24 protein-coding genes and 1 tRNA gene are annotated in these 22,280 nt (G+C 66.4%); 16 read left to right on the top strand and 9 right to left on the bottom strand.

Annotated features, from left to right (window positions below; translation table 11 throughout):
• Nucleotides 1-16: 16 nt before the first annotated feature.
• Nucleotides 17-946: a drug/metabolite exporter YedA gene (gene yedA, locus EJP69_RS05625; protein ID WP_126468944.1), complete on the top strand. Its 930-nt coding sequence runs from the start codon at nucleotides 17-19 to the stop codon at nucleotides 944-946.
• Here yedA and EJP69_RS05620 read toward each other — a convergent pair.
• The 4 genes from EJP69_RS05620 to EJP69_RS05605 all read right to left on the bottom strand — a co-directional run bounded on the left by EJP69_RS05620 (nucleotide 912) and on the right by EJP69_RS05605 (nucleotide 5,002).
• Nucleotides 912-1,550, bottom strand: coding sequence for a LysE family translocator (locus EJP69_RS05620; protein ID WP_093304934.1), 639 nt, complete (start codon nucleotides 1,548-1,550; stop codon nucleotides 912-914). The genes yedA and EJP69_RS05620 overlap by 35 nt on opposite strands.
• Nucleotides 1,547-2,185: an RnfABCDGE type electron transport complex subunit B gene (locus tag EJP69_RS05615; RefSeq protein WP_093202206.1), complete on the bottom strand. Its 639-nt coding sequence runs from the start codon at nucleotides 2,183-2,185 to the stop codon at nucleotides 1,547-1,549. Before EJP69_RS05615 ends, EJP69_RS05620 begins: the two co-directional genes overlap by 4 nt.
• 28 nt (nucleotides 2,186-2,213) lie before the next feature.
• The gene (locus tag EJP69_RS05610; RefSeq protein WP_126468943.1) at nucleotides 2,214-3,647 is read right to left on the bottom strand and encodes a polyhydroxyalkanoate depolymerase; all 1,434 of its coding nucleotides are present in this window, start codon (nucleotides 3,645-3,647) and stop codon (nucleotides 2,214-2,216) included.
• A 158-nt stretch (nucleotides 3,648-3,805) separates the two neighbouring features.
• Complete coding sequence (locus EJP69_RS05605) at nucleotides 3,806-5,002, bottom strand: amino acid aminotransferase (protein ID WP_093201686.1); 1,197 nt, start codon at nucleotides 5,000-5,002, stop codon at nucleotides 3,806-3,808.
• 105 nt (nucleotides 5,003-5,107) lie between these two features.
• Between EJP69_RS05605 and uvrB the strand changes: the two genes are divergently transcribed.
• The 10 genes from uvrB to EJP69_RS05555 all read left to right on the top strand — a co-directional run bounded on the left by uvrB (nucleotide 5,108) and on the right by EJP69_RS05555 (nucleotide 13,853).
• Nucleotides 5,108-7,225 carry an excinuclease ABC subunit UvrB gene (gene uvrB / locus EJP69_RS05600; protein WP_126468942.1) on the top strand — a complete coding sequence of 706 codons (2,118 nt, stop codon included), beginning with the start codon at nucleotides 5,108-5,110 and terminating at the stop codon, nucleotides 7,223-7,225.
• 234 nt (nucleotides 7,226-7,459) lie between these two features.
• On the top strand, nucleotides 7,460-7,996 hold the full coding sequence (gene iscR / locus EJP69_RS05595; RefSeq protein ID WP_007828186.1) for a Fe-S cluster assembly transcriptional regulator IscR: 537 nt from the start codon (nucleotides 7,460-7,462) through the stop codon (nucleotides 7,994-7,996).
• Nucleotides 7,997-8,079: 83 nt separating this feature from the next.
• On the top strand, nucleotides 8,080-9,300 hold the full coding sequence (locus EJP69_RS05590; RefSeq protein ID WP_093201681.1) for an IscS subfamily cysteine desulfurase: 1,221 nt from the start codon (nucleotides 8,080-8,082) through the stop codon (nucleotides 9,298-9,300).
• Between the two features lie 63 nt (nucleotides 9,301-9,363).
• Nucleotides 9,364-9,783 (top strand): Fe-S cluster assembly scaffold IscU, encoded by a 420-nt coding sequence (gene iscU / locus EJP69_RS05585; RefSeq protein WP_093201679.1) that lies wholly within the window; start codon nucleotides 9,364-9,366, stop codon nucleotides 9,781-9,783.
• Nucleotide 9,784: 1 nt separating this feature from the next.
• Nucleotides 9,785-10,108, top strand: coding sequence for an iron-sulfur cluster assembly protein IscA (gene iscA / locus EJP69_RS05580; protein ID WP_093201676.1), 324 nt, complete (start codon nucleotides 9,785-9,787; stop codon nucleotides 10,106-10,108).
• Nucleotides 10,109-10,176: 68 nt separating this feature from the next.
• Entirely contained in the window at nucleotides 10,177-10,695 is a 519-nt protein-coding gene (hscB, locus tag EJP69_RS05575; RefSeq protein ID WP_093201674.1) for a Fe-S protein assembly co-chaperone HscB, read from the top strand.
• Nucleotides 10,696-10,699: 4 nt separating this feature from the next.
• Nucleotides 10,700-12,562 (top strand): Fe-S protein assembly chaperone HscA, encoded by a 1,863-nt coding sequence (gene hscA, locus EJP69_RS05570; RefSeq protein WP_093304923.1) that lies wholly within the window; start codon nucleotides 10,700-10,702, stop codon nucleotides 12,560-12,562.
• 9 nt (nucleotides 12,563-12,571) lie between these two features.
• The gene (gene fdx / locus EJP69_RS05565; protein ID WP_093201668.1) at nucleotides 12,572-12,910 is read left to right on the top strand and encodes an ISC system 2Fe-2S type ferredoxin; all 339 of its coding nucleotides are present in this window, start codon (nucleotides 12,572-12,574) and stop codon (nucleotides 12,908-12,910) included.
• Nucleotides 12,911-12,995: 85 nt separating this feature from the next.
• Nucleotides 12,996-13,703: a DNA polymerase III subunit epsilon gene (gene dnaQ, locus EJP69_RS05560; protein ID WP_093304920.1), complete on the top strand. Its 708-nt coding sequence runs from the start codon at nucleotides 12,996-12,998 to the stop codon at nucleotides 13,701-13,703.
• A gap of 75 nt (nucleotides 13,704-13,778) precedes the next feature.
• Nucleotides 13,779-13,853 (top strand) — tRNA-Val (locus EJP69_RS05555).
• 78 nt (nucleotides 13,854-13,931) lie between these two features.
• Here EJP69_RS05555 and EJP69_RS05550 read toward each other — a convergent pair.
• On the bottom strand, nucleotides 13,932-14,315 hold the full coding sequence (locus EJP69_RS05550) for a hypothetical protein (RefSeq protein WP_126468940.1): 384 nt from the start codon (nucleotides 14,313-14,315) through the stop codon (nucleotides 13,932-13,934).
• A complete protein-coding gene (locus tag EJP69_RS05545) occupies nucleotides 14,306-14,908 on the bottom strand; it encodes a peptidoglycan recognition protein family protein (RefSeq protein WP_126468939.1) in 603 nt (200 codons plus the stop codon). Before EJP69_RS05545 ends, EJP69_RS05550 begins: the two co-directional genes overlap by 10 nt.
• Nucleotides 14,909-15,126: 218 nt before the next feature.
• On the opposite strand from EJP69_RS05545, the gene EJP69_RS05540 reads away from it, so the two are divergent.
• From EJP69_RS05540 to EJP69_RS05525, 4 genes are all read left to right on the top strand, one after another.
• Entirely contained in the window at nucleotides 15,127-15,249 is a 123-nt protein-coding gene (locus EJP69_RS05540) for a stereocilin (protein ID WP_093201658.1), read from the top strand.
• Nucleotides 15,250-15,296: 47 nt separating this feature from the next.
• Nucleotides 15,297-16,400, top strand: coding sequence for an NAD(P)/FAD-dependent oxidoreductase (locus EJP69_RS05535; RefSeq protein WP_126468937.1), 1,104 nt, complete (start codon nucleotides 15,297-15,299; stop codon nucleotides 16,398-16,400).
• A 152-nt stretch (nucleotides 16,401-16,552) separates the two neighbouring features.
• Nucleotides 16,553-16,849 (top strand): glycine zipper domain-containing protein, encoded by a 297-nt coding sequence (locus tag EJP69_RS05530; protein ID WP_093201653.1) that lies wholly within the window; start codon nucleotides 16,553-16,555, stop codon nucleotides 16,847-16,849.
• A 57-nt stretch (nucleotides 16,850-16,906) separates the two neighbouring features.
• Nucleotides 16,907-17,620 (top strand): phage holin family protein, encoded by a 714-nt coding sequence (locus EJP69_RS05525; RefSeq protein ID WP_126468935.1) that lies wholly within the window; start codon nucleotides 16,907-16,909, stop codon nucleotides 17,618-17,620.
• 18 nt (nucleotides 17,621-17,638) lie between these two features.
• Here EJP69_RS05525 and EJP69_RS05520 read toward each other — a convergent pair whose 3' ends face one another.
• Nucleotides 17,639-18,718: a quinone-dependent dihydroorotate dehydrogenase gene (locus tag EJP69_RS05520; protein ID WP_093201648.1), complete on the bottom strand. Its 1,080-nt coding sequence runs from the start codon at nucleotides 18,716-18,718 to the stop codon at nucleotides 17,639-17,641.
• Nucleotides 18,719-18,758: 40 nt separating this feature from the next.
• Here EJP69_RS05520 and rpiA point away from each other — a divergent pair, with 40 nt between their 5' ends.
• On the top strand, nucleotides 18,759-19,472 hold the full coding sequence (rpiA, locus tag EJP69_RS05515; RefSeq protein WP_126468934.1) for a ribose-5-phosphate isomerase RpiA: 714 nt from the start codon (nucleotides 18,759-18,761) through the stop codon (nucleotides 19,470-19,472).
• 15 nt (nucleotides 19,473-19,487) lie between these two features.
• On the opposite strand, the gene EJP69_RS05510 is transcribed toward rpiA, so the two are convergent.
• Both EJP69_RS05510 and EJP69_RS05505 read right to left on the bottom strand, forming a co-directional pair.
• Nucleotides 19,488-20,138: a glutaredoxin family protein gene (locus EJP69_RS05510; protein WP_126468933.1), complete on the bottom strand. Its 651-nt coding sequence runs from the start codon at nucleotides 20,136-20,138 to the stop codon at nucleotides 19,488-19,490.
• Nucleotides 20,139-20,168: 30 nt separating this feature from the next.
• A complete protein-coding gene (locus EJP69_RS05505) occupies nucleotides 20,169-22,217 on the bottom strand; it encodes a M3 family metallopeptidase (protein ID WP_126468931.1) in 2,049 nt (682 codons plus the stop codon).
• Between the last annotated feature and the right edge of the window lie 63 nt (nucleotides 22,218-22,280).

The following is a 22,280-nucleotide window of genomic DNA, read 5'->3' as shown; positions in this document are numbered from 1 at the left end:
AAGAGACACCCTCGACATGCCGACCCTCGCTTCCCCCGCCAACGCCGCGCCCGCGGCTGCACGCTCCGGATTGCCGCCGCTTCTGTGGCTTTGCCTTGCCGCCACCTGGGTGGTGTGGGGCTCGACCTATCTCGCGATCAAGTACGCACTGATCAGCTTCCCGCCATTCCTGCAGATGGGTTCGCGCTTCCTGTTCGCGGGCGTGCTGCTGGCGGCGTGGATGCGCTGGCGCGGGGCGCCGTGGCCGTCGATGGTGCAGTGGCGCAATGCCCTGGTCGTGGGTGCGCTGATGCTGGGCGGCGGCATGGGGGCCACGGCGTACGCCGAGGTGTCGATCGGCTCGGGGCTGGTGGTGGCGTTCATTGCCGTGATTCCGCTGCTGATCGCGCTGCTCAACCTGATCTGGGGCGTGAAGCCTTCGCGGCTGGAGGCGGCGGGCATCGCGGTGGGCCTTGCCGGCGTGCTGATGCTCACGCAGGGCGGCGGTTTCAAATCCTCGCCCGAGGGGCTGCTGGCGCTGTGCATCGGCTGCGCCTGCTGGTCGCTGGGCAGCGTCCTGAGCCAGCGCAGCCTGCCGCTGGCGCCCGGAGCGATGGGCTTCGCGAGCGAAATGCTCTGCGGCGGCGTGGTGCTGATGGTGCTGGCCGCCGTGTCGGGCGAGACCATGAGCTGGCCGCCACAGCCCCAGGCGCTCGCCGCATGGGTCTACCTGGTGGTGTTCGGCTCGCTGATCGCCTTCAACGCCTACATGGTGCTGCTGGCCAGGGCGCCGGCCGGCCTGGCGGCAAGCTACACCTTCGTGAACCCGGTGATCGCGATGCTGCTGGGCGTATGGATCGCCAACGAGACGGTTACTCGCTTCGAGTGGTACGCGGTAGCCGTTGTGTTGGCAGGCGTATTGCTGCTGCTCTTCAAGCGCCGGGGCGGCGCCACACAGCAAGCGTAGCGGCGAGCAGCCACATGCCGGCTGCGCAGCCGCGGTTCATCATCCTGATGCCGCGCTGGGAGAGAAAACGCACGGCCTGCGTGCCGGCGCCTGCGTAGGCCAGCATCACGCAGGTGTCGAGCGCCACGAACACCGCGCCCAGCAGCAGGTACTGCGGGCCCTGCGGCTTCGCGATGTCGACGAATTGGGGGAGGAAGGCCGCGAAGAACAGCACCGTCTTCGGGTTCGACAGGGCCACCGCCAGGCTGCGCATCAACGCGACGCGGCCCTGCGGCCGCACTTCGAGCGGCGACCTGGCCAGCGCGGTGCTCAGGTCGGTCGCTTCGCTGCGCCACAGCTTGATGCCCAGCCACACGAGATACGCCACGCCGGCCACGCGGATGGCGTTGAAGAGCCATTCCGAGGCCGCCAGCAGCGAACCCAGCCCGAGCGCAACGACGGTGATCAGCGTGATGCTGCCGAGCGATGCCCCGGCAATGCCCCAGCTCGCGCGGCGCATGCCGCCCTCGATGCCGTTGGACAGCGCCAGCAGCATCGTCGGCCCCGGGATGAGGGCCAGGGCGAGCGAGGCGACGATGTAGACGAGCAGGGTGTCGAGCGTCATGGCTTGGCCGCCGGAGGGCGTTTCTGTTGCGAGGCGGCGCGGGCGCGCGCCAGTGCCGCTTCGACGATGGAGCGCTTGCGCGCGTCGGCGTCCTGCGGGGCTTCGGGTGCGGGAGTTGCAGCTTCTGCCAGCCGGGCGTCGGTGTTGCGGTGCCTGCCGTGCACCTCGTAGCGCCGCCGTGCGCTGAGGGCCTGCTCGGCCGACCAGGCCTGCCAGCCGCTGAGGCCGGGAGTTTCGACCTCTAGCGAGATGCAGTCGACCGGGCAGACCGGAATGCAGAGCTCGCAGCCCGTGCAATGGGCTTCGATCACGGTGTGCATGCGCTTGTTGATGCCTACGATCGCATCGGTCGGGCAGGCGTCGAGGCACAGGGTGCAGCCGATGCACCAGGCCTCGTCGATGACCGCCATGGCGCGCGGACCTTCGGTGCCGAACTTGGGGTCGAGAGGAAGCGGCGCGCGGCCGGTGATCTGCGCGAGCCGCTCGATGCCTTCGGCGCCGCCGGGCGGGCACTGGTTGATGCCGGCCTCGCCGTCGGCAATGGCCTGCGCGTAGCCCGCGCAATCCGGGTAGCCGCACCGTGTGCACTGCGTTTGAGGCAGTGCGTCGTCGATGCGTGCGGCCAGCCCGTTCACTTGCTGCAGATGGCGATGCGTGCGCGCCTCAGCGCGCGGCACGGGCGCCGGGCTGCTTGCGCGCGGCGGGCTTCTTCGCCGCCACGGTCGCGGTCTTCTTCGCGGGCGCCTTCTTGGCGGCCACGGAGGCGGGGATCTTGCGCCCGGGCCTGACGGTGTCTTCGGCGCCGAGGCCGCCACGGCTGCTGGCGCGGCTTTGCGGCTGGTCGTTCGCCTCGATGAACTTCTTCATCTTCGGATAGACCAGCTCGCGCCAGCGGCGGCCGCTGAAGATGCCGTAGTGGCCGGCACCCTTGACCTCGTAGTGCTCGCGCTTGTCGTCGGCAATGCCGGTGCACAGGCTGTGCGCCGCCTCGGTCTGGCCTGAGCCCGAGATGTCGTCGAGCTCGCCTTCGACGGTGAGCAGGGCGGTGCTGTGGATGTCCTGCGGACGCACGCGCTCCACCTGGCCCTTGGGGTTCTTGACGTCCCAGGTTCCGTTGACCAGGTCGAACTCCTGGAAGACGGTGCGGATGGTCTCGAGGTAGTAATCGGCGTCCATATCGAGCACTGCGTTGTACTCGTCGTAGAACTTGCGATGGGCCTCGGCGCTGGCGTCGTCGCCCTTGATCAGGTCCTTGAAGTAGTCGTAGTGGCTGCTGGCGTGGCGATCGGGGTTCATCGCCACGAAGCCGGTGTGCTGCAGGAAGCCGGGGTAGACCTTGCGACCCGCGCCCGGGAAGCCCTGCGGCACGCGGTAGATCACGTTGTTCTCGAACCACTCGAAGCTCTTGTTCATCGCGAGGTTGTTCACCGCGGTGGGCGACTTGCGAGCGTCGATGGGGCCGCCCATCATGGTCATGGAGAGCGGCAGCGCCTCGCCGCGGCTGGCCATGAGCGACACGGCCGCGAGCACCGGCACCGTCGGCTGGCACACGCTCACCACGTGGCAGTTGCCGTACTCGGCCTGCAGGCGGCGGATGAACTCCTGCACGTAGTTGATGTAGTCGTCGAGGTGGAATTCGCCTTCCGACAGCGGCACCAGGCGCGCGTTCTTCCAGTCGGTGATGTAGACCTTGTGGTCCTGCAGCATGGTGCGCACGGTGTCGCGCAGCAGCGTGGCGTAGTGGCCCGACAGCGGCGCCACGACCAGCACCACGGGCTGGCTCTTGAGCGTCTTGAGGATGTGCGGCTCGTCGGTGAAGCGCTTGAAGCGGCGCAGTTCGCAGAAGGGCTTGTCGAGCTCGACGGCCTCCTGGATCACGACTTCCTTGCCGTCGACCTTGACGGACTTGATGTTGAACTCGGGCTTCTCGTAGTCCTTGCCGAGGCGGTAGAGCAGGTCGTAGCTCGCAGCCATGCGCTGGGCCATCGGCAACTGGCCCCATACGGCACCGGGGCTGTAGAGCTTGGAGGCCGCCTGGGCGAAGTCCGAGAACGGCTCCATCAAGGAACGCTGGGCTTCGTAGAGTTGATAGAGCATCGCTGGTGTTGGAGTGAAATGTTGCGGCGCAATATATCAGCGCATCCGCTGCGTTGCAGGAGGCCTAACCCCTACATCGGTCCGCCGCCAGGGCCCTTCTGAGAGGGAGTGTGAAGGAATCGTCGCTCGGGGCGGATTCCCTCACACTTTGCTGTCACCTAGATGACTTTGGCGATCGAGGCGCAGACGTGTCCGATGTTCTTGCTGTTGAGCGCGGCCACGCACATGCGGCCGGTGTCGGTGCCGTACACGCCGAATTCATTGCGCAGGCGGACCATCTGGTCCTTGGTGAGGCCCGAGTAGCTGAACATGCCGATCTGGGTGGTGATGAAGCTCATGTCTTCCTTCACGCCCGCGGCCTTGAGGCCGTCGACCAGCGCCTGGCGCATGGCCTTGATGCGCACACGCATCTCGCCGAGTTCCTTTTCCCACAGGGCGCGCAGCTCGGGGTTGCCGAGCACCGCGGCCACCACGGCGCCGCCGTGCGTGGGCGGGTTGCTGTAGTTGGTGCGGATGGCGATCTTGAGCTGCGACAGCACGCGGCCGGCTTCTTCCTTGTTCTCGCACAGCACCGACAGGGCGCCGACGCGTTCGCCGTACAGGCTGAAGCTCTTGGAGAACGAAGTCGAAACGAAGAAGGTCAGGCCGGCTTCGACGAACTTGGCGACGGCGGCGCCGTCTTCCTTCAGGCCGTAGCCGAAGCCCTGGTAGGCCATGTCGAGGAAGGGCACCAGGCCCTTGGCCTTGACGGTGGCGACGACCTGGTCCCACTGGGCCGGGGTGATGTCGTAGCCGGTGGGGTTGTGGCAGCAGGCGTGCAGCACGACGATGGTGCCGGCCGGGGCCGCGTTGAGCGCGGCCAGCATGCCGTCGAAGTTGATGCCGCGCTTGGCGGCGTCGTAGTAGGGGTAGCTTTCGACTTCGAAGCCGGCATTCGTGAAGAGTGCGCGGTGGTTTTCCCAGCTCGGGTCGCTGATCAGCACCTTGGCGTTGGGGTTGAGCTTCTTCAGGAAGTCGGCGCCGACCTTCAGGCCGCCGGTGCCGCCGATGGCCTGGATGGTGGCGACGCGACCCGAGGTGACGGGTTCGCCGTCGGCGCCGAAGACCAGCGCCTTGACGGCGTTGTCGTAGGCGGCGATGCCGTCGATGGGCAGATAGCCGCGCGCGGTGGGCGCTTTCATCATGTTCTGCTCGGCGGCCTGCACGCACTGCAGCAGGGGCAGCTTGCCGTTGTCGTCGTAATAGACGCCGACGCCGAGATTGACCTTGTTGGGGTTGGTGTCGGCTGCAAATTGTTCGTTGAGGCCGAGGATCGGGTCGCGCGGTGCCATTTCGACCGCGGTGAACATAGACATGGAAAGGTCCTTTGGGATGAAAGCTTCGCTGCAACCGGAGGAGGCTTTATGCTTTCCGGTTGCCTTGAATTTTACCGGCGCGAGCGCCACCTGTCGGGAACAGCCATGCCAGAGAACAACGAAGCCATAGCAGACCTGAAGAAACTCGACCCCATCGGGCCGGTGAAGCAGGGCGAATTCGTCAGGTTTCCCGACTCCCCGTTCGAGCTCTACCAGCCCTATCCGCCGGCCGGCGACCAGCCCACCGCCATCGAAGGCCTGGTCGAGGGCGTGATGGACGGCGAGTCGTTCCAGACCCTGCTGGGCGTGACGGGCTCGGGCAAGACCTTCACCATGGCCAACGTGATCGCCCGGCTGGGCCGCCCGGCCATCGTGTTCGCGCCCAACAAGACGCTTGCGGCCCAGCTGTACAGCGAATTCCGCGAGTTCTTCCCCAAGAACGCCGTCGAGTACTTCGTCAGCTACTACGACTACTACCAGCCCGAGGCCTACGTGCCGCAGCGCGACCTGTTCATCGAGAAGGACTCGTCGATCAACGAGCACATCGAGCAGATGCGCCTTTCGGCCACCAAGAGCGTGCTGGAGCGGCGTGACACGGTCATCGTGGCCACGGTGAGCGCCATCTACGGCATCGGCACGCCCGAGGACTACATGGAGATGCGGCTGATTGCCCGCGTCGGCGACAAGGTCGGCCAGCGGGACCTGATCTCGCAGCTGATCCGCATGCAGTACACGCGCAACGAACAGGACTTCGCGCGCGGCACGTTCCGGGTGCGCGGCGACACCATCGACGTGTTTCCGGCCGAGCACAGCGAGCTGGCGATCCGCTTCGAGCTGTTCGACGACGAGATCGAGTCGCTGCAGCTCTTCGACCCGCTGACGGGGCGCATCCGGCAGAAGGTGCCGCGCTTCACGGTGTATCCGTCGAGCCATTACGTCACGCCGCGCGACAAGGTGCTGGCGGCCGTGGAAACCATCAAGGTCGAGCTGGCCGAACGGCTCAAGGAGCTTGTCGGTGCCGGCAAGCTGGTGGAGGCGCAGCGGTTGGAGCAGCGCACGCGCTTCGACCTCGAGATGCTGTCGGAAATCGGCCACTGCAAGGGCATCGAGAACTACACGCGGCATCTCTCGGGCGCCGCCCCGGGCGATCCGCCGCCCACGCTGACAGACTACCTGCCGAAGGACGCGCTGATGTTCCTCGACGAGAGCCACCAGATGGTCGGCCAGCTCGGCGGCATGTACAACGGCGACCGGGCGCGCAAGGTCACGCTGGTCGAGTACGGCTTCCGCCTGCCGAGTGCGCTGGACAACCGGCCGCTCAAGCTGGAGGAGTTCGAGGCGCGGGTGCGCCAGTGCATCTTCGTGTCGGCCACGCCTGCGCAGTACGAGAAGGACCATGCCGGCAACGTGGTCGAGCAGCTGGTGCGCCCCACCGGGCTGATCGACCCCGAAGTCGAGGTGCGCCCCGCCACGCACCAGGTGGACGACGTGCTGGGCGAGATCCGCACGCGAGTCGAGAAGAACGAGCGCGTGCTGATCACCACGCTGACCAAGCGCATGGCCGAACAGCTGACCGACTACCTGGGCGACAACGGCGTGAAGGTTCGCTACCTGCACAGCGACGTCGATACGGTGGAGCGGGTGGAGATCCTGCGCGACCTGCGCCTGGGCACCTTCGACGTGCTGGTGGGCATCAACCTGCTGCGCGAAGGGCTGGACATTCCCGAGGTGTCGCTGGTGGCGATCCTCGACGCCGACAAGGAAGGCTTCCTGCGGGCGGAGCGCTCGCTGATCCAGACGATCGGCCGCGCCGCGCGGAACCTGAACGGCAAGGCCATCCTGTACGCCGACAGGATGACGGAGTCCATGAAGAAGGCCATCGGCGAGACCGAGCGCCGCCGCGCCCGGCAGATCGCCTACAACGAGGCCAACGGCATCACGCCGCGCAGCATTGTCAAGCAGGTGCGCGACCTGATCGACGGCGTCTACAGCGAGAAGAGCGGCAAGGAAGCGGCCAAGCTCGACCTGGAGCGCGCCAAGGTCGAGGACATGAGCGAGAAGGACATCGCCCGGGAGATCAAGAGGCTCGAGAAGCAGATGCTGGAGCACGCCCGCAACCTCGAATTCGAGAAGGCGGCCCGGGTTCGCGACCAGCTGGCGCTGCTGCGGGAGCAGGCTTTCGGGGCGTCCGGCGGCGACAACATCGCCGGCCTGGCGCAGTAAGTCGGACGTTCGCATCTCCTTGCTGCGCCGCGCTGGGGTTTACCCGAGCAGACCTCAGGGCCTTCTGTTATACTTGAGCGAAATACTCAACAACAACGAGAAGAACTTCGCGATGAAGGACCGACTCCTACCGACTGGTTCACCAGCGTCAAGGGTCGGGCAGGGCGGAGACGAAGTCACCGCGGCCCCAGGCCACGGTGTCATTTCAACGGTAAGCACTTGAAGGAGCTTGCGATGCGTCTCACTACCAAAGGCCGTTTTGCGGTCACAGCAATGATCGATCTGGCGTTGCGTCAGAACACCGGTCCGGTCACGCTGGCTGCGATCAGCCAGCGGCAGCAGATCTCGCTGTCGTATCTCGAACAGCTGTTCGGCAAGCTGCGCCGTCACGAGCTGGTCGAGTCGACCCGCGGCCCCGGCGGCGGCTACAGCCTCGGCCGCAAGGCAGCGGACATCACCGTGGCCGACATCATCGTTTCCGTCGATGAGCCCATCGACGCCACCCAGTGCGGCGGCAAGGAAAACTGCCTCGGCGAAGCCGGCCGTTGCATGACCCACGAACTCTGGGCCTCGCTGAACCAGCGCATGGTCGAGTTCCTCGACTCCGTCACGCTGCAGAAGCTGGTCGACGACCAGATCGCCAAGGGCGTGCAGATCGAGAACAAGCCGGTCGTCAAGCGCGCGATCTCCGCGCAGCCGGTGGTCAAGCCGATTCGCGTGAACGCGCCGAACTCGGTGTTCGCACTCGGGAACGCTTTCGCCAAGTCCTGAGTACAGAGTCCCGGCGGCGCCTTCGGGCGCCTCCCTGAGCAGCCCAGATCAAAGAACAACCCCCACGCCAGCACGAGCCAGCCATGGACGTAACTCCTCATTTCCCGATCTATCTCGATTACGGCGCAACGACGCCGGTCGACCCGCGTGTGGTCGACGCCATGATTCCCTGGTTGCGCGAACACTTCGGCAACCCGGCGTCGCGCAGCCACGCATGGGGCTGGGAGGCTGAAGAGGCGGTCGAGAAAGCGCGCGGCCAGGTGGCCGAACTGATCAATGCCGACCCGCGCGAAATCGTCTGGACCTCGGGCGCAACGGAGTCGATCAACCTCGCGCTCAAGGGCGCGGCCAATTTCTACAAGGGCAAGGGCAAGCACCTCATCACCCTGAAGACCGAGCACAAGGCTGTGCTCGACACCATGCGCGAACTGGAGCGCCAGGGCTTTGAGGTCACCTACCTCGACGTCGAGGAAAACGGCCTCGTCGACCTCGAAAAGTTCAAGGCCGCGATCCGTCCCGACACCATCCTGGTCAGCGTGCTGTTCGTGAACAACGAGATCGGCGTGATCCAGGACGTGGTCTCGATCGGCAACATCTGCCGCGAGAAGGGCATCGTCTTCCACGTCGATTCGGCCCAGGCCACCGGCAAGATCGACATCGACATCACGAAGCTGCCCATCGACCTGATGAGCCTGGCTTCGCACAAGACCTACGGCCCCAAGGGCATCGGCGCGCTGTTCGTGCGCCGCAAGCCGCGCGTGCGCCTCGAGGCGCAGATGCACGGCGGTGGCCATGAGCGCGGCATGCGTTCGGGCACGCTGCCCACGCACCAGATCGTCGGCATGGGCGAGGCCTACCGCATCGCGAAGCTCGAGATGCACAACGACATCGCCCACGCGCGCCGCCTGCAGCAGCGCCTGCTCGACGGCCTGAAGGACATCGATCAGGTGTTCATCAACGGCGACCTCGAGCACCGCGTGCCGCACAACCTGAACATGAGTTTCAACTATGTCGAAGGCGAGTCGCTGATCATGGGCATCAAGGGCCTGGCGGTGTCGTCGGGTTCGGCCTGCACCTCGGCCAGCCTCGAGCCCAGCTACGTGCTGCGCGCCCTAGGCCGCAGCGACGAGCTGGCCCACAGCAGCCTGCGCATGACCATCGGCCGCTTCACGACCGAAGAAGAAATCGACTACGCCATTTCGACCATCAAGCACAACGTTGCCAAGCTGCGCGAGCTGAGTCCCCTGTGGGAGATGTTCCAGGACGGCGTCGACATCAGCACGATCCAGTGGTCGGCCCACTGACACGACAGGTCAGCTCAGACCCGCACCAGGCACCACGATTGAACAAAGTTTGAGAGGTACACCATGGCATATTCTTCCAAGGTCATCGACCACTACGAAAACCCGCGCAACGTCGGCTCCTTCGAAAAGGGCGACGACTCCGTCGGCACCGGCATGGTCGGCGCACCGGCCTGCGGCGACGTGATGAAGCTGCAGATCAAGGTCAATCCCGAAACCGGCGTGATTGAAGACGCGCGCTTCAAGACCTACGGCTGCGGCTCGGCCATCGCCTCGTCGTCGCTCGTGACCGAATGGGTCAAGGGCAAGACGCTCGACGAAGCCGCGGCGCTCAAGAATGCGCAGATCGCTGAAGAACTGGCGCTGCCGCCGGTGAAGATCCACTGCTCCATCCTGGCCGAAGACGCCATCAAGGCAGCCGTGAACGACTACAAGGCCAAGCACGGCGTCAAGACCGAATCCGCTGCCGCCGAAGCTGTCCACTGACATGGCCGTCACGCTGACCGAAGCCGCTGCCCGACATGTCACCCGCTACCTCGGCAAGAGGGGCAAGGGGGTGGGCGTGCGGCTGGGCGTGAAGACCACGGGTTGCTCGGGCCTGGCCTACAAGCTCGAATACGTGGACGAACTGACGCCGGAAGACGTGGTGTTCGAAGACCACGGCGTGAAGGTGCTGGTCGATCCGAAGAGCCTCGCCTACATCGACGGCACGCAGCTCGACTTCGTGCGCGAAGGCCTGAACGAGGGCTTCAAGTTCAACAACCCCAACGAGCGCGACCGTTGCGGCTGCGGGGAAAGCTTCCGCATCTGAGCTGATGCGCCGTCGCTGACTGCGACCACGGCCGCCAACACGTCATGTGCTGGCGGTTTTTTCTTGCCATGAACCTGAACGACACCGACTTTCAACTGTTCGCCGTCCCGGCGACCTTCGCGCAGGACCGCGCCGCGCTTGACGCGCGCTGGAAGGAGCTGCAGCGCGAGGCCCATCCGGACCGTTTCGCCGCGCAGGGCGCCGCGGCGCAGCGCGTGGCCATGCAGTGGTCGGTGCGCATCAACGAGGCCTACCAGCGGCTCAAGGACCCGATCCGCCGCGCCAGCTACATCTGCGAGCTGAACGGCGCGCCGCTCGATGCCGAGAACAACACGGCGATGCCGCCCGACTTCCTGATGCAGCAGATGGAGTGGCGCGAGTCGCTCGACGACGTGGTGGACATCGCTTCGCTGGAAAAGCTCCACGCAGAGGTCGAGGCCGGCCGTGCCCGCGCGCTGTCGTCGCTCGACTGGCTGATCGACGAGAAGGGCGATTACCCCGCCGCGGCCACGCAGGTGAGAGCCCTCATGTTCATTGAGCGCTTCGCGCAGGACGTCGAAGCCAAATTCGATCAGTTGGGACAATAACGGCATGGCTCTTCTCCAGATTTCCGAACCCGGCCAGGCGCCCGATCCCCATCAGCGCCGCATTGCCGTTGGCATCGACCTCGGCACCACGCATTCGCTGGTGGCCTCGGTGCGCAATGGCGTGGCCGAATGCCTGCCCGACGAAAACGGCCGCCTGCTGCTGCCTTCGGCCGTGCGCTACCTCGAAGGCGACCGCCGCCAGATCGGATTCGACGCTCTGGCCGCGCGCGCGCAGGACCCGGCCAACACCATCACCTCGGTGAAGCGGCTCATGGGCCGCGGCCTGGCCGACATCGCCAACCGCGAGTCCATGTCGTACCGCATCGGCAGCAGCGACGGCGGCATGGTCAAGGTGCAGACGCTGGCGGGCGAGAAGTCGCCGGTCGAGATCAGCGCCGAGATCCTGGCCACGCTGCGCTTCCGTGCCGAGGACACCTTCGACGACGAGCTCTATGGCGCCGTCATCACCGTGCCCGCGTATTTCGACGAGGGCCAGCGCCAGGCGACCAAGGACGCCGCGCAGCTCGCCGGCCTCAACGTGTTGCGCCTGATCAGCGAGCCCACGGCCGCCGCCATTGCGTACGGCCTGGACAACGCGAGCGAAGGCGTCTACGCGGTCTACGACCTGGGCGGCGGCACCTTCGACATCTCTATCCTGCGGCTGACGCAGGGCGTGTTCGAGGTGATCGCCACCGGCGGCGACTCGGCCCTCGGCGGCGACGACTACGACCACGCGCTGGCCGACTTCGTGCTCGCGCAAACGGGCGCGCAAGCCGGCAGCGATGCCGACAAGGCCGCGCTGCTCGTGGCCGCGCGTGCAGCCAAGGAAGCCTTGACCGATTCCGGTTCGGTCGTCTTCAAGGCCGAGGTCGCGGGCAAGACTGTCTCGCTCGACCTGACCCGCGAGCAGTTCGACGCCGCGACCAAGCCGCTCACCGACCGCACCATCGCCGCCGTGCGCAAGGCGCTGCGCGACGCGAAGCTCAAGGCGGAAGAGCTGCAGGGCATCGTGCTGGTGGGCGGCTCCACCCGCATGCCGCAGGTTCGCCGCGCGGTGGCCGAGTTCTTCGGCCGCGATCCGCTGGTCAACCTGAATCCCGACGAAGTCGTGGCGCTGGGCGCTGCCATCCAGGCGAACCAGCTTGCCGGCAACAACGGTGCTGGCGAGCTGCTGCTGCTCGACGTGATTCCGCTGTCGCTCGGCATCGAGACGATGGGCGGCCTGGTCGAGCGTATTGTGCCGCGCAACCAGACCATCCCGACCGCGATGGCGCAGGATTTCACGACCTACCAGGACGGCCAGACCGCGCTGGCGCTGCACGTGGTGCAGGGCGAGCGCGACCTGGTGTCCGATTGCCGCAGCCTCGCGCGCTTCACGCTGCGCGGCATTCCGCCGATGGCGGCCGGCGCGGCGCGCATTCGCGTGACCTTCACGGTCGACGCCGACGGCCTGCTGAGCGTGAGCGCGAAGGAGCAGGGCAGCGGCGTCGAGGCCAGCGTGGCGGTCAAGCCTTCGTACGGCCTGTCGGACGACCAGATCGCGACCATGCTGCAGGAGAGCTTCTCCACGGCGCAGCAAGACATGCAAGCCCGCGCGCTGGTCGAGGCACGCGTCGATGCCGACCGCATGCTGCTCGCCACGCAGAGCGCGCTCGATGCAGACGGCGACCTGCTGAACGACGAAGAGCGCGCCGTCATCGATGCATCGATGGCGCAGCTGCGCGAAGCCGCAAAGGGCGGCACCGAGGCCGCGGCCATCGAGGCCGCCACCAAGAAGCTGGCCGACGACACAGAAGCCTTCGCCGCACAGCGCATGAACGCGGGCATCGCGCGCGCGCTTGCCGGGCGCAAGGTCGAATCTCTCTAGAACAACGACATGCCCACGATCAAGATCTACCCGCATCCCGAGTACTGCCCGAACGGCGCAGAAATCACCGCGCCCGCCGGCACCTCGATCTGCGAGGCGCTTCTCGACAACCACATCGACATCGAGCACGCCTGCGAGATGAGCTGCGCCTGCACCACCTGCCACGTGATCGTGCGCGAGGGCTTCAATTCGCTGAACGAGGCGGAAGAGGGCGAGGAAGACCTGCTCGACCGCGCCTGGGGGCTGGAGCCGCAGTCGCGCCTGAGTTGCCAGGCGATCCTGGCGCAGGAGAATGTGACCGTCGAGATTCCGAAGTACTCGATCAACCACGCCAAGGAAAACCACTGATGAGCGCAGCGCCGGGCCGTCCCAAGCAAGCTCGCACCCCCTCGGGGGGCGGTGAGGACACGAAGTGCCGAGACTGGGGGCGTACATGAGCCGTCAGATCGTCCTCGACACCGAAACCACCGGCCTCTCCGCGGAGAACGGCGATCGTGTCATCGAGCTCGGCTGCGTGGAGCTGTTCAACCGCAAGCTCACCGGCAACGACCTGCACATCTACTTCAACCCCGAGCGCGAGAGCCACGAGGACGCGCTCAAGGTTCACGGCCTGACGACCGACTTCCTGCGCGACAAGCCGAAGTTCGGCACGCTGGCCAACGACATCGTCGAGTACCTGCGCGATGCGGAGTTGATCATTCACAACGCGGCCTTCGACGTCGGCTTCCTCAACAAGGAGTTCGAGCGTGCCGGCCTGCCGCCGCTGCGCACCTTCGTCAGCGAAGTGACCGACACGCTGGCCATGGCCAAGCAGGTGTATCCGGGCAAGCGGAATTCGCTCGACGCGCTGTGCGACCGTTTCGGCGTCGATCGCTCGAACCGCACCTTCCACGGCGCCAAGCTCGATGCGCAACTGCTGGCCGACGTCTACATCAACCTCACCCGCGGACAGGACGCGCTGCTCATCGACGTGGCCGCTGCCGAGCCCGTGCAGGGCACTGCCGTGGTGTCTGTCGACCTGAGCCAGTTCGAGCTGCCGGTGATCATGGCGGCCGAGCATGAGCTGACCGCGCACGAGGCCGTGTTGGTCCAACTCGACAAATCTAGTGGCGGTCGCACACTCTTTCGTGAAAACGGCTGAAAAGCTATGGCATAATCTGAGGCTTCGCAGAACGCGATACGCAATTCAAAGCAACGCAGTCAAACGCGCTGCTTGGGGCGGTTAGCTCAGGGGTAGAGCACAGCATTCACACTGCTGGGGTCGGAGGTTCGAAGCCTCCACCGCCCACCAAATCAAAAAGCGACCTGGATTTCCAGGTCGCTTTTTTGTTTTCTGCGCCGGGATTGTCTTCGTCGCTTACTTCATTGCTTACTTCATCGTGCCGAGCAGGTCGCCGCAGTTGTCGCATGCGAAGTACAGCTTCTGCCCGCCGCATTGCACTGACCCCGTCGCGCCCGCGCGGATCTGCCAGTCGCACGACTTGCCCTGGCGGATCAGCGTGCCCTCGGCGTAGCAGGGCGCCAACTCGTAGTTGTCGTGCAGCGTCTTGTAGTCGACCTCGCGCGCCTTCGAGAAGAACTCGCGCGCCTGTCCATGATTGCGCGGCACGTCGGAACTGCGGCAGGTGGCCGGCGAGTCCGAATGGAAGTCGGCGACGTAGACGTCGGTGAATGCGGTATCGCGCGTCGCCGCGCAGGCTGTGACCAGCATGATCCCGACCGCGAGGCATATCGCGCGAAGTCTCACTTCCATATCGCCGAGCTCGCTTCGCCGGGGTTCTTGTACGAAACCGTCGGGTGCTTGTAGACGTCTTCCGCCTTGAGGTTGAACTGTGCGTACAGCTCCTCGATCAGCCACTGGAGCGAGCTGTTCTGCGCGGCAGTCACCGCTTCGTAGGTCTTGTCGTCGATGTGCATGCCGACCAGCTCGATGCCGATCGAGTCGCTGTTCACCGGATACCGGTCGGGGTAGGGCTTCGCGCGTTCGTGGGCGTCGATGGCATTGATCTGGTTGACCCACGACATCGCCAGCATCTTGGCCATTGCCCCCGTGTCGCAGCTGTTCTTGTTGATGGTCAGGCACTTCGACTTGATCAGCTTGCCGACGTGATAGCAGCGCGCGAAGACGCTCGCGGTCTGGTAGATCTGGCCGTTCTTGTCGATCAGGAAGTGGGCGCCGTTGCCTCCTACCTGATAGCCGTTGAGGCTGGATTCGGCGGTGGACGAGTCGGTCTGGTGGACGACGATGGCGAGCACGCTGGGAAGGGCGCCGTGTTCGATTCCCGATGAGCGCCTGAGGATCACCTTGGGATCGATCAGCATCCCGTTTGCATCGATGGTGGACATTTCTCTCCCTGAAGAATGTGGCACCTGCCGGGCGTCGGCAGCGCAGGGCAGTACAACACATCCGTTCTCGCTCCCCAAGTCGCAGTAAGTAGTAAGGCGGCTCGTCCGCATCGAATGAGTAAGCTGTCCGTGTCGGCGCGCACTGACGACAGGTGCAGCCGCGGGCTGTCGACTTTCCTGCCACGGTGATCTAGAACCAAAGGGAAAGGAGTGCAGCCATGGCCACTCATCCCGATGTTCCCCCGCCCGTCGCACCGGACCTGCCTGTCGAGCCCGACGAAGGGGCCGAGACGGCGCCCGACGAGCCCACCGATCCCGAGCCGCCGCCGTCCGTGCAGTGACGGGGTGAAACCCACGATCCGCGCGCGAGCCGCGCTAAGCTCGCGCGATGGATGAAATCGATTGCGCCGTCATCGGCGGTGGTGTGGTGGGGCTGGCAGTGGCGCGCGCCTTGGCGCTCGCGGGCCGGGAGGTGCTGGTGCTCGAGTCCGAAGGTGCCATCGGCACGGGAACGAGTTCGCGCAACAGCGAGGTCATTCATGCAGGCATCTACTATCCGCAGGGCTCGCTCAAGGCGAAGCTCTGCGTCGAAGGCAAGGAGCTGCTGTACGCCTATGCGGCCGAGCGCGGCGTGCCGCACCAGCGCTGCGGCAAGCTGATCGTGGCGACATCGCCCGAGCAGGCAGGGCAGCTCGAGGTCATCCGGACGAAGGCTGCCGCGAACGGCGTCGACGACCTGGTGCTGCTCACTGGGCAGCAGGCCATCGCGATGGAGCCGCAGCTGTACTGCGTCGCGGCCCTGCATTCGCCGAGCACCGGCATCGTCGACAGTCATGCGCTCATGCTGAGCCTGCTCGGCGACCTCGAGAACACGGGCGGCATGCTGGCGCTGAAATCGCCCATCTCGCACGCCGAATGCGGTGGCGAAGCCATCGTGTTGATGGCTGAAGACGGCACTGCGCTGCGCTGCCGCACCGTGGTCAACGCGGCCGGCCTCGGGGCTCCGGCGCTGGCCCGTCGCTTCGAGGGGTTGCCTCCCGCCGCGGTACCGAAGGAATATTTCGCCAAGGGGAACTACTTCACCCTGTCGGGACGTGCACCCTTCGGGCGCCTCGTCTATCCCGTGCCCGAGCCGGGTGGACTGGGCGTGCATCTCACGATCGACCTTGGCGGGCAGGCCAAGTTCGGGCCCGATGTGCAGTGGGTGTCCTCGCCTGACGACCTGGTGGTCGACCCCGCGCGCGGCGACGGCTTCTATGCCGAGGTGCGCAAGTACTGGCCCGCGCTGCCCGACGATGCGCTCATTCCGGGCTATGCGGGCATGCGGCCCAAGATTTCCGGCCCGGGCGAGCCCGCGGCCGACTTCATGATCGACGGACCCGCGTCGCACGGCGTGCCGGGGCTGGTCAATCTCTTCGGCATCGAGTCGCCGGGGCTCACTAGCAGCCTGGCCATAGGGCGCCATGTGGCAGCCCTGCTGGCCGGCGGCTGATGAGCTTCATGCGGGCGATGGAGCGTATTGCGTGCCAAAAGCTGCACATCTGTCGCGCCCGAGGGTCTTTTGTGCCTGTAACATGACAGGACGCCATTTGCGGCGCGAAGCCGCCGGCGCGGTGCCGGTGTCATCACGGAGGAAAGTTTCCAATGAGTGCATCCAAAAATCTTGAAGCAGCAGCCGAAGACATTGCAAGCGACGTGCGCGGCGTGCTGGCAAGCAAGGACCTGGATTCGGTTCCCCACATCAAGGCGCTGCGCCAGCGCATCGACACCAAGCTGGCCATCGCACGCGAACTCGCGGCTGAGAAGAGCAAGCTCGCCGCCAAGAAGGCTCGCGAGGCGGCCACCTCCGCCAACGCCTACGCCCACGACGAACCATGGCAGATCGCCGGTGCCGCACTGGCCGTCGGCGTGCTGGTGGGCCTGCTGCTTGGCCGCCGCTGACCTGAACACGCATCGCAGCAGCAGCATCTTTCGCCCGGACATGACGGGAGCCGGCCCATGAGGCTGTTGTCCCTGTTCGGACTGAATGCCCGGATCCGCCGGTTGCGCATCGCCGCGGCTGAAGGCGCACTGGCCGCCGAAGATCGGGTGCAACTGCTGCGCATGGCCTGGGAGGACGAGAAGCAGCGCCTCAAGCTGATGCTTTTCCTCGCGCTGGCCGTACTGGGGCTGACCACGGTCACGGTGGCCCTGCTGTCGGTGGCGGTGGTGGTGAACTACTGGGACACGCCGTACCGCATCACCGCCGCATGGTCGGTGGCGGGCGTCTGGATCGCGCTCTGGCTGGCTGCGGCCATCGGTTTGCTGCTGACCCTGCGCAATGCGTCCAACGGCTTCCTGCCTGCGCGCCAGGAATTCGAGCGCGACTGGGCCTGGGCCCAGGAGCGCTTCGGACTGGGCAAGGACCCGGCGGACGACGAGGAAGAGGCGCCGCGCCGCGTTCGCAGGCCGGTCACTCGCGAAGAACTGCTGGCGCGCATGGAGCTCCAGCGCCTGCGCATCGCGACGATGCAGGGCGGGCGCGAGACCCGGCCTGCTGACGACGATGCGCCCCCGCACAACGAATCGGCGGCCGCCGCTGCATTGCGCATCGCGCGTGCGCATCCCGTCGCGACGGGCGTCGTCGCGGCTGCCGCCGTGGTGGTGATCCGGCCGAAGCGGCTGCTGCGCTGGGCCGCAGTCATTGCGCCAGTGCTCTGGCGCATGCGCTGAAAGAAAGAAGAAGGACGCTCAGGCCTTGCTGCCGCGATCGCGCAGCAGCGCCTGGGCAGCTTCGCGGACCAGCGCGGGGCCGCGATAGATCAGCCCGGTGTAGATCTGCACCACGTCCGCGCCCGCGGCGATCTTCGCCTTGGCATCGGCGCCGCTGAGAATGCCGCCGACCCCGATGATCGGAAAGCCCGCACCCAGCGCCGCGCGCAGCTGGGCGATCACGCGGTTGCTCGCCTCGCGCACCGGCGCTCCCGACAATCCTCCCGTTTCCTCCGCATGCGGCAGGCCCTTGACCGCGTCGCGCGCGAGCGTGGTGTTGGTGGCGATCACGCCATCCATGCCGTGGCGCTTCAGCGTGGCGGCGATGACTGCGACCTGGGCTTCGTCGAGATCGGGTGCGATCTTCACGAACAGCGGCGAGCGCTTGTTGTGGCGCGCCGCCAGCGCCTCGCGCCGCTCGGCCACGGCGCCGAGCAGCGCGTCGAGGGCCTCGTCGCTCTGCAGTGAGCGCAGGTTGGCGGTGTTCGGGCTGGAGATGTTGATCGTCACGTAGTCGGCGTGCGGATAGACGCCGTCGAGGCAGGCCAGGTAGTCGTCCACTGCGCGCTCGATGGGCGTGGCGGCGTTCTTGCCGATGTTCAGGCCCAGCAGCATCGGCGATTTCGCGCTCCCGCTCTTGCGGAAGCGCGCCTTCTGCACGTTGGCCAGGAAGGCGTCGAGCCCTTCGTTGTTGAAGCCGAGCCGGTTGATCAGCGCATCGCGCTGCGGCAGGCGGAACATGCGTGGCTTGGGGTTGCCCGGCTGGGCCTTGGGCGTGACCGTGCCGACCTCGACGAAGCCGAATCCCATGGCGGCGAAGGCGTCGATGCAGCGGGCGTTCTTGTCCAGCCCGGCGGCCAGGCCCACGCGGTTCGGAAAGCTCAAGCCGGCGAGTTCGATCGGATCGTCGACGCGCGGCGCCGAATAGGCGCAGGCCAGCGGCGTGTTCTGGGTGCGCGCCAGCCCGTCCAGCGTGATTTCGTGGGCATGCTCGGGGTCGAAGCCGAACAGGAAGGGGCGGGCCAGGCCATAGAGCGAGGAGGGCATCAGCAGGGGCATCGGATAATTCGGGGCTTCAATGAGCCAAGGATTGTCCGTGATGACCGCACCCGCCTCCCCAACCCCCTCCAAACCGCTTTCCCAGGACGAACTCAAGGCCCAGGTCGGCCGCGCCGCGCTGGCCTACGTGGCCAGGGGCGAAATCGTCGGTGTCGGCACCGGCTCGACGGTGAACAAGTTCATCGACGCGCTGGCCACGATCAAGGACGAGATCAAGGGCGCGGTCTCCAGCTCGGTCGCCTCGACCGAACGCCTGCGGGCCCTCGGCATCTCGGTGTTCGACAGCAACGAGGTGGAGGAACTGTCGGTCTACATCGACGGCGCCGACGAGATCGATCACCGCGGTTTCATGGTGAAGGGCGGCGGCGCGGCGCTCACGCGCGAGAAGATCGTCGCGGCCCAGTCGCGAAAGTTCGTCTGCATCGCCGACGCATCCAAGCTGGTGGAGGTGCTGGGCGCCTTTCCGCTGCCGGTGGAAGTCATTCCGATGGCGGCCCGCCGCGTGATGCGCCAGTTCGCGGCCATGGGCGGCATCGCCCAGGTGCGAGAGAAGGACGGCCTGCCGCTGGTCACGGACAACGGCCAGCACATCGTCGATGTCACCGGCCTGAAGATCACCGACCCGCTGGCTTTCGAATCCACCGTGAGCCAGTGGCCGGGCGTGGTGACGGTCGGCGTCTTCGCCCATCAGAAGGCCGACGTGTGCCTGCTGGGCACCTCGGAAGGCGTGAAGACGATGGAATTCGCCGCCTGAGGCCGGCGGCCCCGGTCAGAACTTGATGCCCGCCGGATTGCTCGGGCTCGGATCGCTCGATGCGGGCGGCGGTGGCGCGGGCTGTGCGGCCGGCGCCGGCGCGGCGGCTCGGGCCGCAGGTGCCGCCTGCTGCGCGACCAGGGGGCGGACCTGCCCGTTGCGGTAGCCCGCTGGCAGGCTGTTGCTCTTGGGGTAGCCGGCCGCGTCGAGGTACTGCGACCACTCGGCATCGGAGTAGCCCTTGAGCTGCTGCGATCCGATGGTGAGCAGCGGCAGCGAACTCTGGCTGCTCAGGCGCTGCAGCGCCTCGATTTCCTCGTTGCTCTTGACCGTGCGTTCCTCGAAGGGAATGCCGCGCGTCACCAGCAGGGTGCGGGCCGCGCCGCAGGGGGAGCACTCGTCGCCGCTGTAGAGAGTGACGGGGTAGCGCTGGGCCACCTGGCGCAGTTCGTACGGCAGGCCCGCGCCGGCGCTGGATGAGGTGGCGGAGCCTTGCGAGCCCGATGCCGCTTCGCTGCTGGCGGTGGGCGCCCGGTCGGAGAAGGTGACCTTGCCGTTCTTGTCCACCTGGCGGTAGATGGGTTGCGCCATGGCGCCCGCGGCAACGAGCACAAGGGCAAGGCCGGTCAGGCGATGCAATGGTGAGATTTTGTAAATCGGATGCATCGCCCGAGTATCGCAAGCTTCAGCGTCGCATCAAGCGGGCTGGGGCTCGGCCATGCCCTGATGTCGCAGCAGCGCATCAAGCTGGGGCTCGCGGCCGCGGAAGGCCTTGAACGAATCCATGGCACTGCGGCTGCCGCCGGCCTCCAGGATGGCCTGGCGGTACTTGCGGCCGGTCTCGATGTTCGGCTCGCCGTCGGCGCCCACGGTTTCCTCGAAGGCCGCGTAGGCGTCGGCGCTCAGCACCTCGGCCCACTTGTAGCTGTAGTAGCCGGCAGCGTAGCCGCCCGAGAAGATGTGGCTGAAAGTATTCGGCGTGCGGCTGAACGCAGGCGAGGGCATCACCGCCACCTCGTCGCGCACGCGGCCCAGCAGCGCCATCACGTCGCCGGGCTTGGCAGTGGCGGCGTGGTACTCGGTGTGCAGCAGCATGTCGAACAGCGAGAACTCGATCTGGCGCAGTGTCTGCAGGCCGCTCTGGAAGTTCTTGGCCGCCGTCATCTTGTCGAAGAGGGCGCGCGGCAGCGGTTCGCCGGTGTCGACGTGGGCCGTCATGTGCTTGAGCACGTCCCACTCCCAGCAGAAGTTCTCCATGAACTGGCTCGGCAGTTCGACCGCGTCCCACTCGACGCCGCTGATGCCCGAGACGTCGCGCTCGTTCACCTGCGTGAGCATGTGGTGCAGGCCGTGGCCGAACTCGTGGAAGAGGGTGGTCACGTCGTCGTGCGTGAGCAGCGGCGGCTTGCCGTCGACGCCGCTGGCGAAGTTGCACACCAGTTGCGCGACCGGCGTCTGCAGCACGCCGTTGTCGGGGCGCAGCCAGCGGGCGCGCACGTCGTCCATCCAGGCGCCGCCGCGCTTGGCAGCGCGGGCGGACGGGTCGAGGTAGAACTGCCCGACCTTCTGGCCTGCACGCTCGATGCGATAGAACTCGACGCTCGGATGCCAGGTGGGCGCCGAGTCGCGGCGGATCGACACCTCGAACAGCGTCTCGACGATCTTGAACAGCCCGGCCATGACCTTCGGCGCCGGGAAGTACTGCTTCACCTCCTGCTCGCTGAAGGCGTAGCGCGCTTCCTTGAGCTTCTCGCCGATATAGCTCCAGTCCCAGGGCTGCGGATCGGCAATGCCCAGCTGCTGGGCCGCGAAGACCCGCAGGTCGGCAAGGTCGCGCTCGCCGTAGGGCCTGGCCTTGGTCGCGAGATCGCGCAGGAACTTCACGACCTGCTCGGGAGACTCGGCCATCTTCGGCACGACCGACAGCTCGCCGTAGTTCCTGTAGCCAAGCAGCTTGGCTTCTTCCTCGCGCAGCGCGAGGATCTCGGTGATGAGCGCGGTGTTGTCGAAGGCCGTGTCGCCGAACTCGCTGGCGCGCGTGACGTATGCGCGGTAGAGCTTCTCGCGCAGTGCGCTGCTCTTGGCGAACTGCATCACCGGCAGGTAGCACGGCATCTTCAGCGTGAGCTTGTAGCCTTCCTTGCCGTCGGCCTCGGCGGCCGCGCGCGCGGCACTCACCACATCTTCGGGCACGCCTTCGAGCTCGCCGAGATTGGCGTAGTACGCGAAGGCGTCGGTGGCGTCGAGCGCGTTCTCGCTGAATTTCTGGCTCAGCTCGGCCTGGCGTTCCTGGATGTCGGCGAAGCGCTTCTTGGCCTCGCCCTGCAGCTCGGCGCCGCCCAGCACGAAGTTGCGTACCGCGTTGCTGTGCGCCTGGCGCTGCTCGGCGTTGAGGGTGCCGACGTCGATGGCCTTGTACTTGGCATACAGGCGCTCGTCGGAGCCCAGCCGGGTCCAGAAGGCGGTGACGCGCGGCATCGCCTCGTTGTAGGCGGCGCGCAGTTCGGGCGTGTCGGCCACGGCGTTGAGATGGCCGACGGCACCCCAGGCGCGGCTGAAGCGTTCGGAGGCCACGTCGAGCACCTTGGAGATGGCGTTCCAGTCGGCGGGAAATTCGGGCGCGGTCACGGTCTGCAGCGCGGCCTCGGCATCGGCCAGCAGCGCATCGACGGCGGGCGACACGTGCTCCGGCTTGATCTTGTCGAACAGAGGGAGATCGGTGAAATCGAGGAGCGGGTTGGTCATTGGAGAAATCCTGTTCGAACTGACGGGACCATTTCGGGAGCCGCTGCGGAACCGCCTGTAAAG

It is taken from the genome of Variovorax gossypii (assembly GCF_003965815.1).
GTDB lineage: Bacteria > Pseudomonadota > Gammaproteobacteria > Burkholderiales > Burkholderiaceae_C > Variovorax > Variovorax gossypii.
This window is presented reverse-complemented; position numbering and strand designations above follow the sequence as displayed.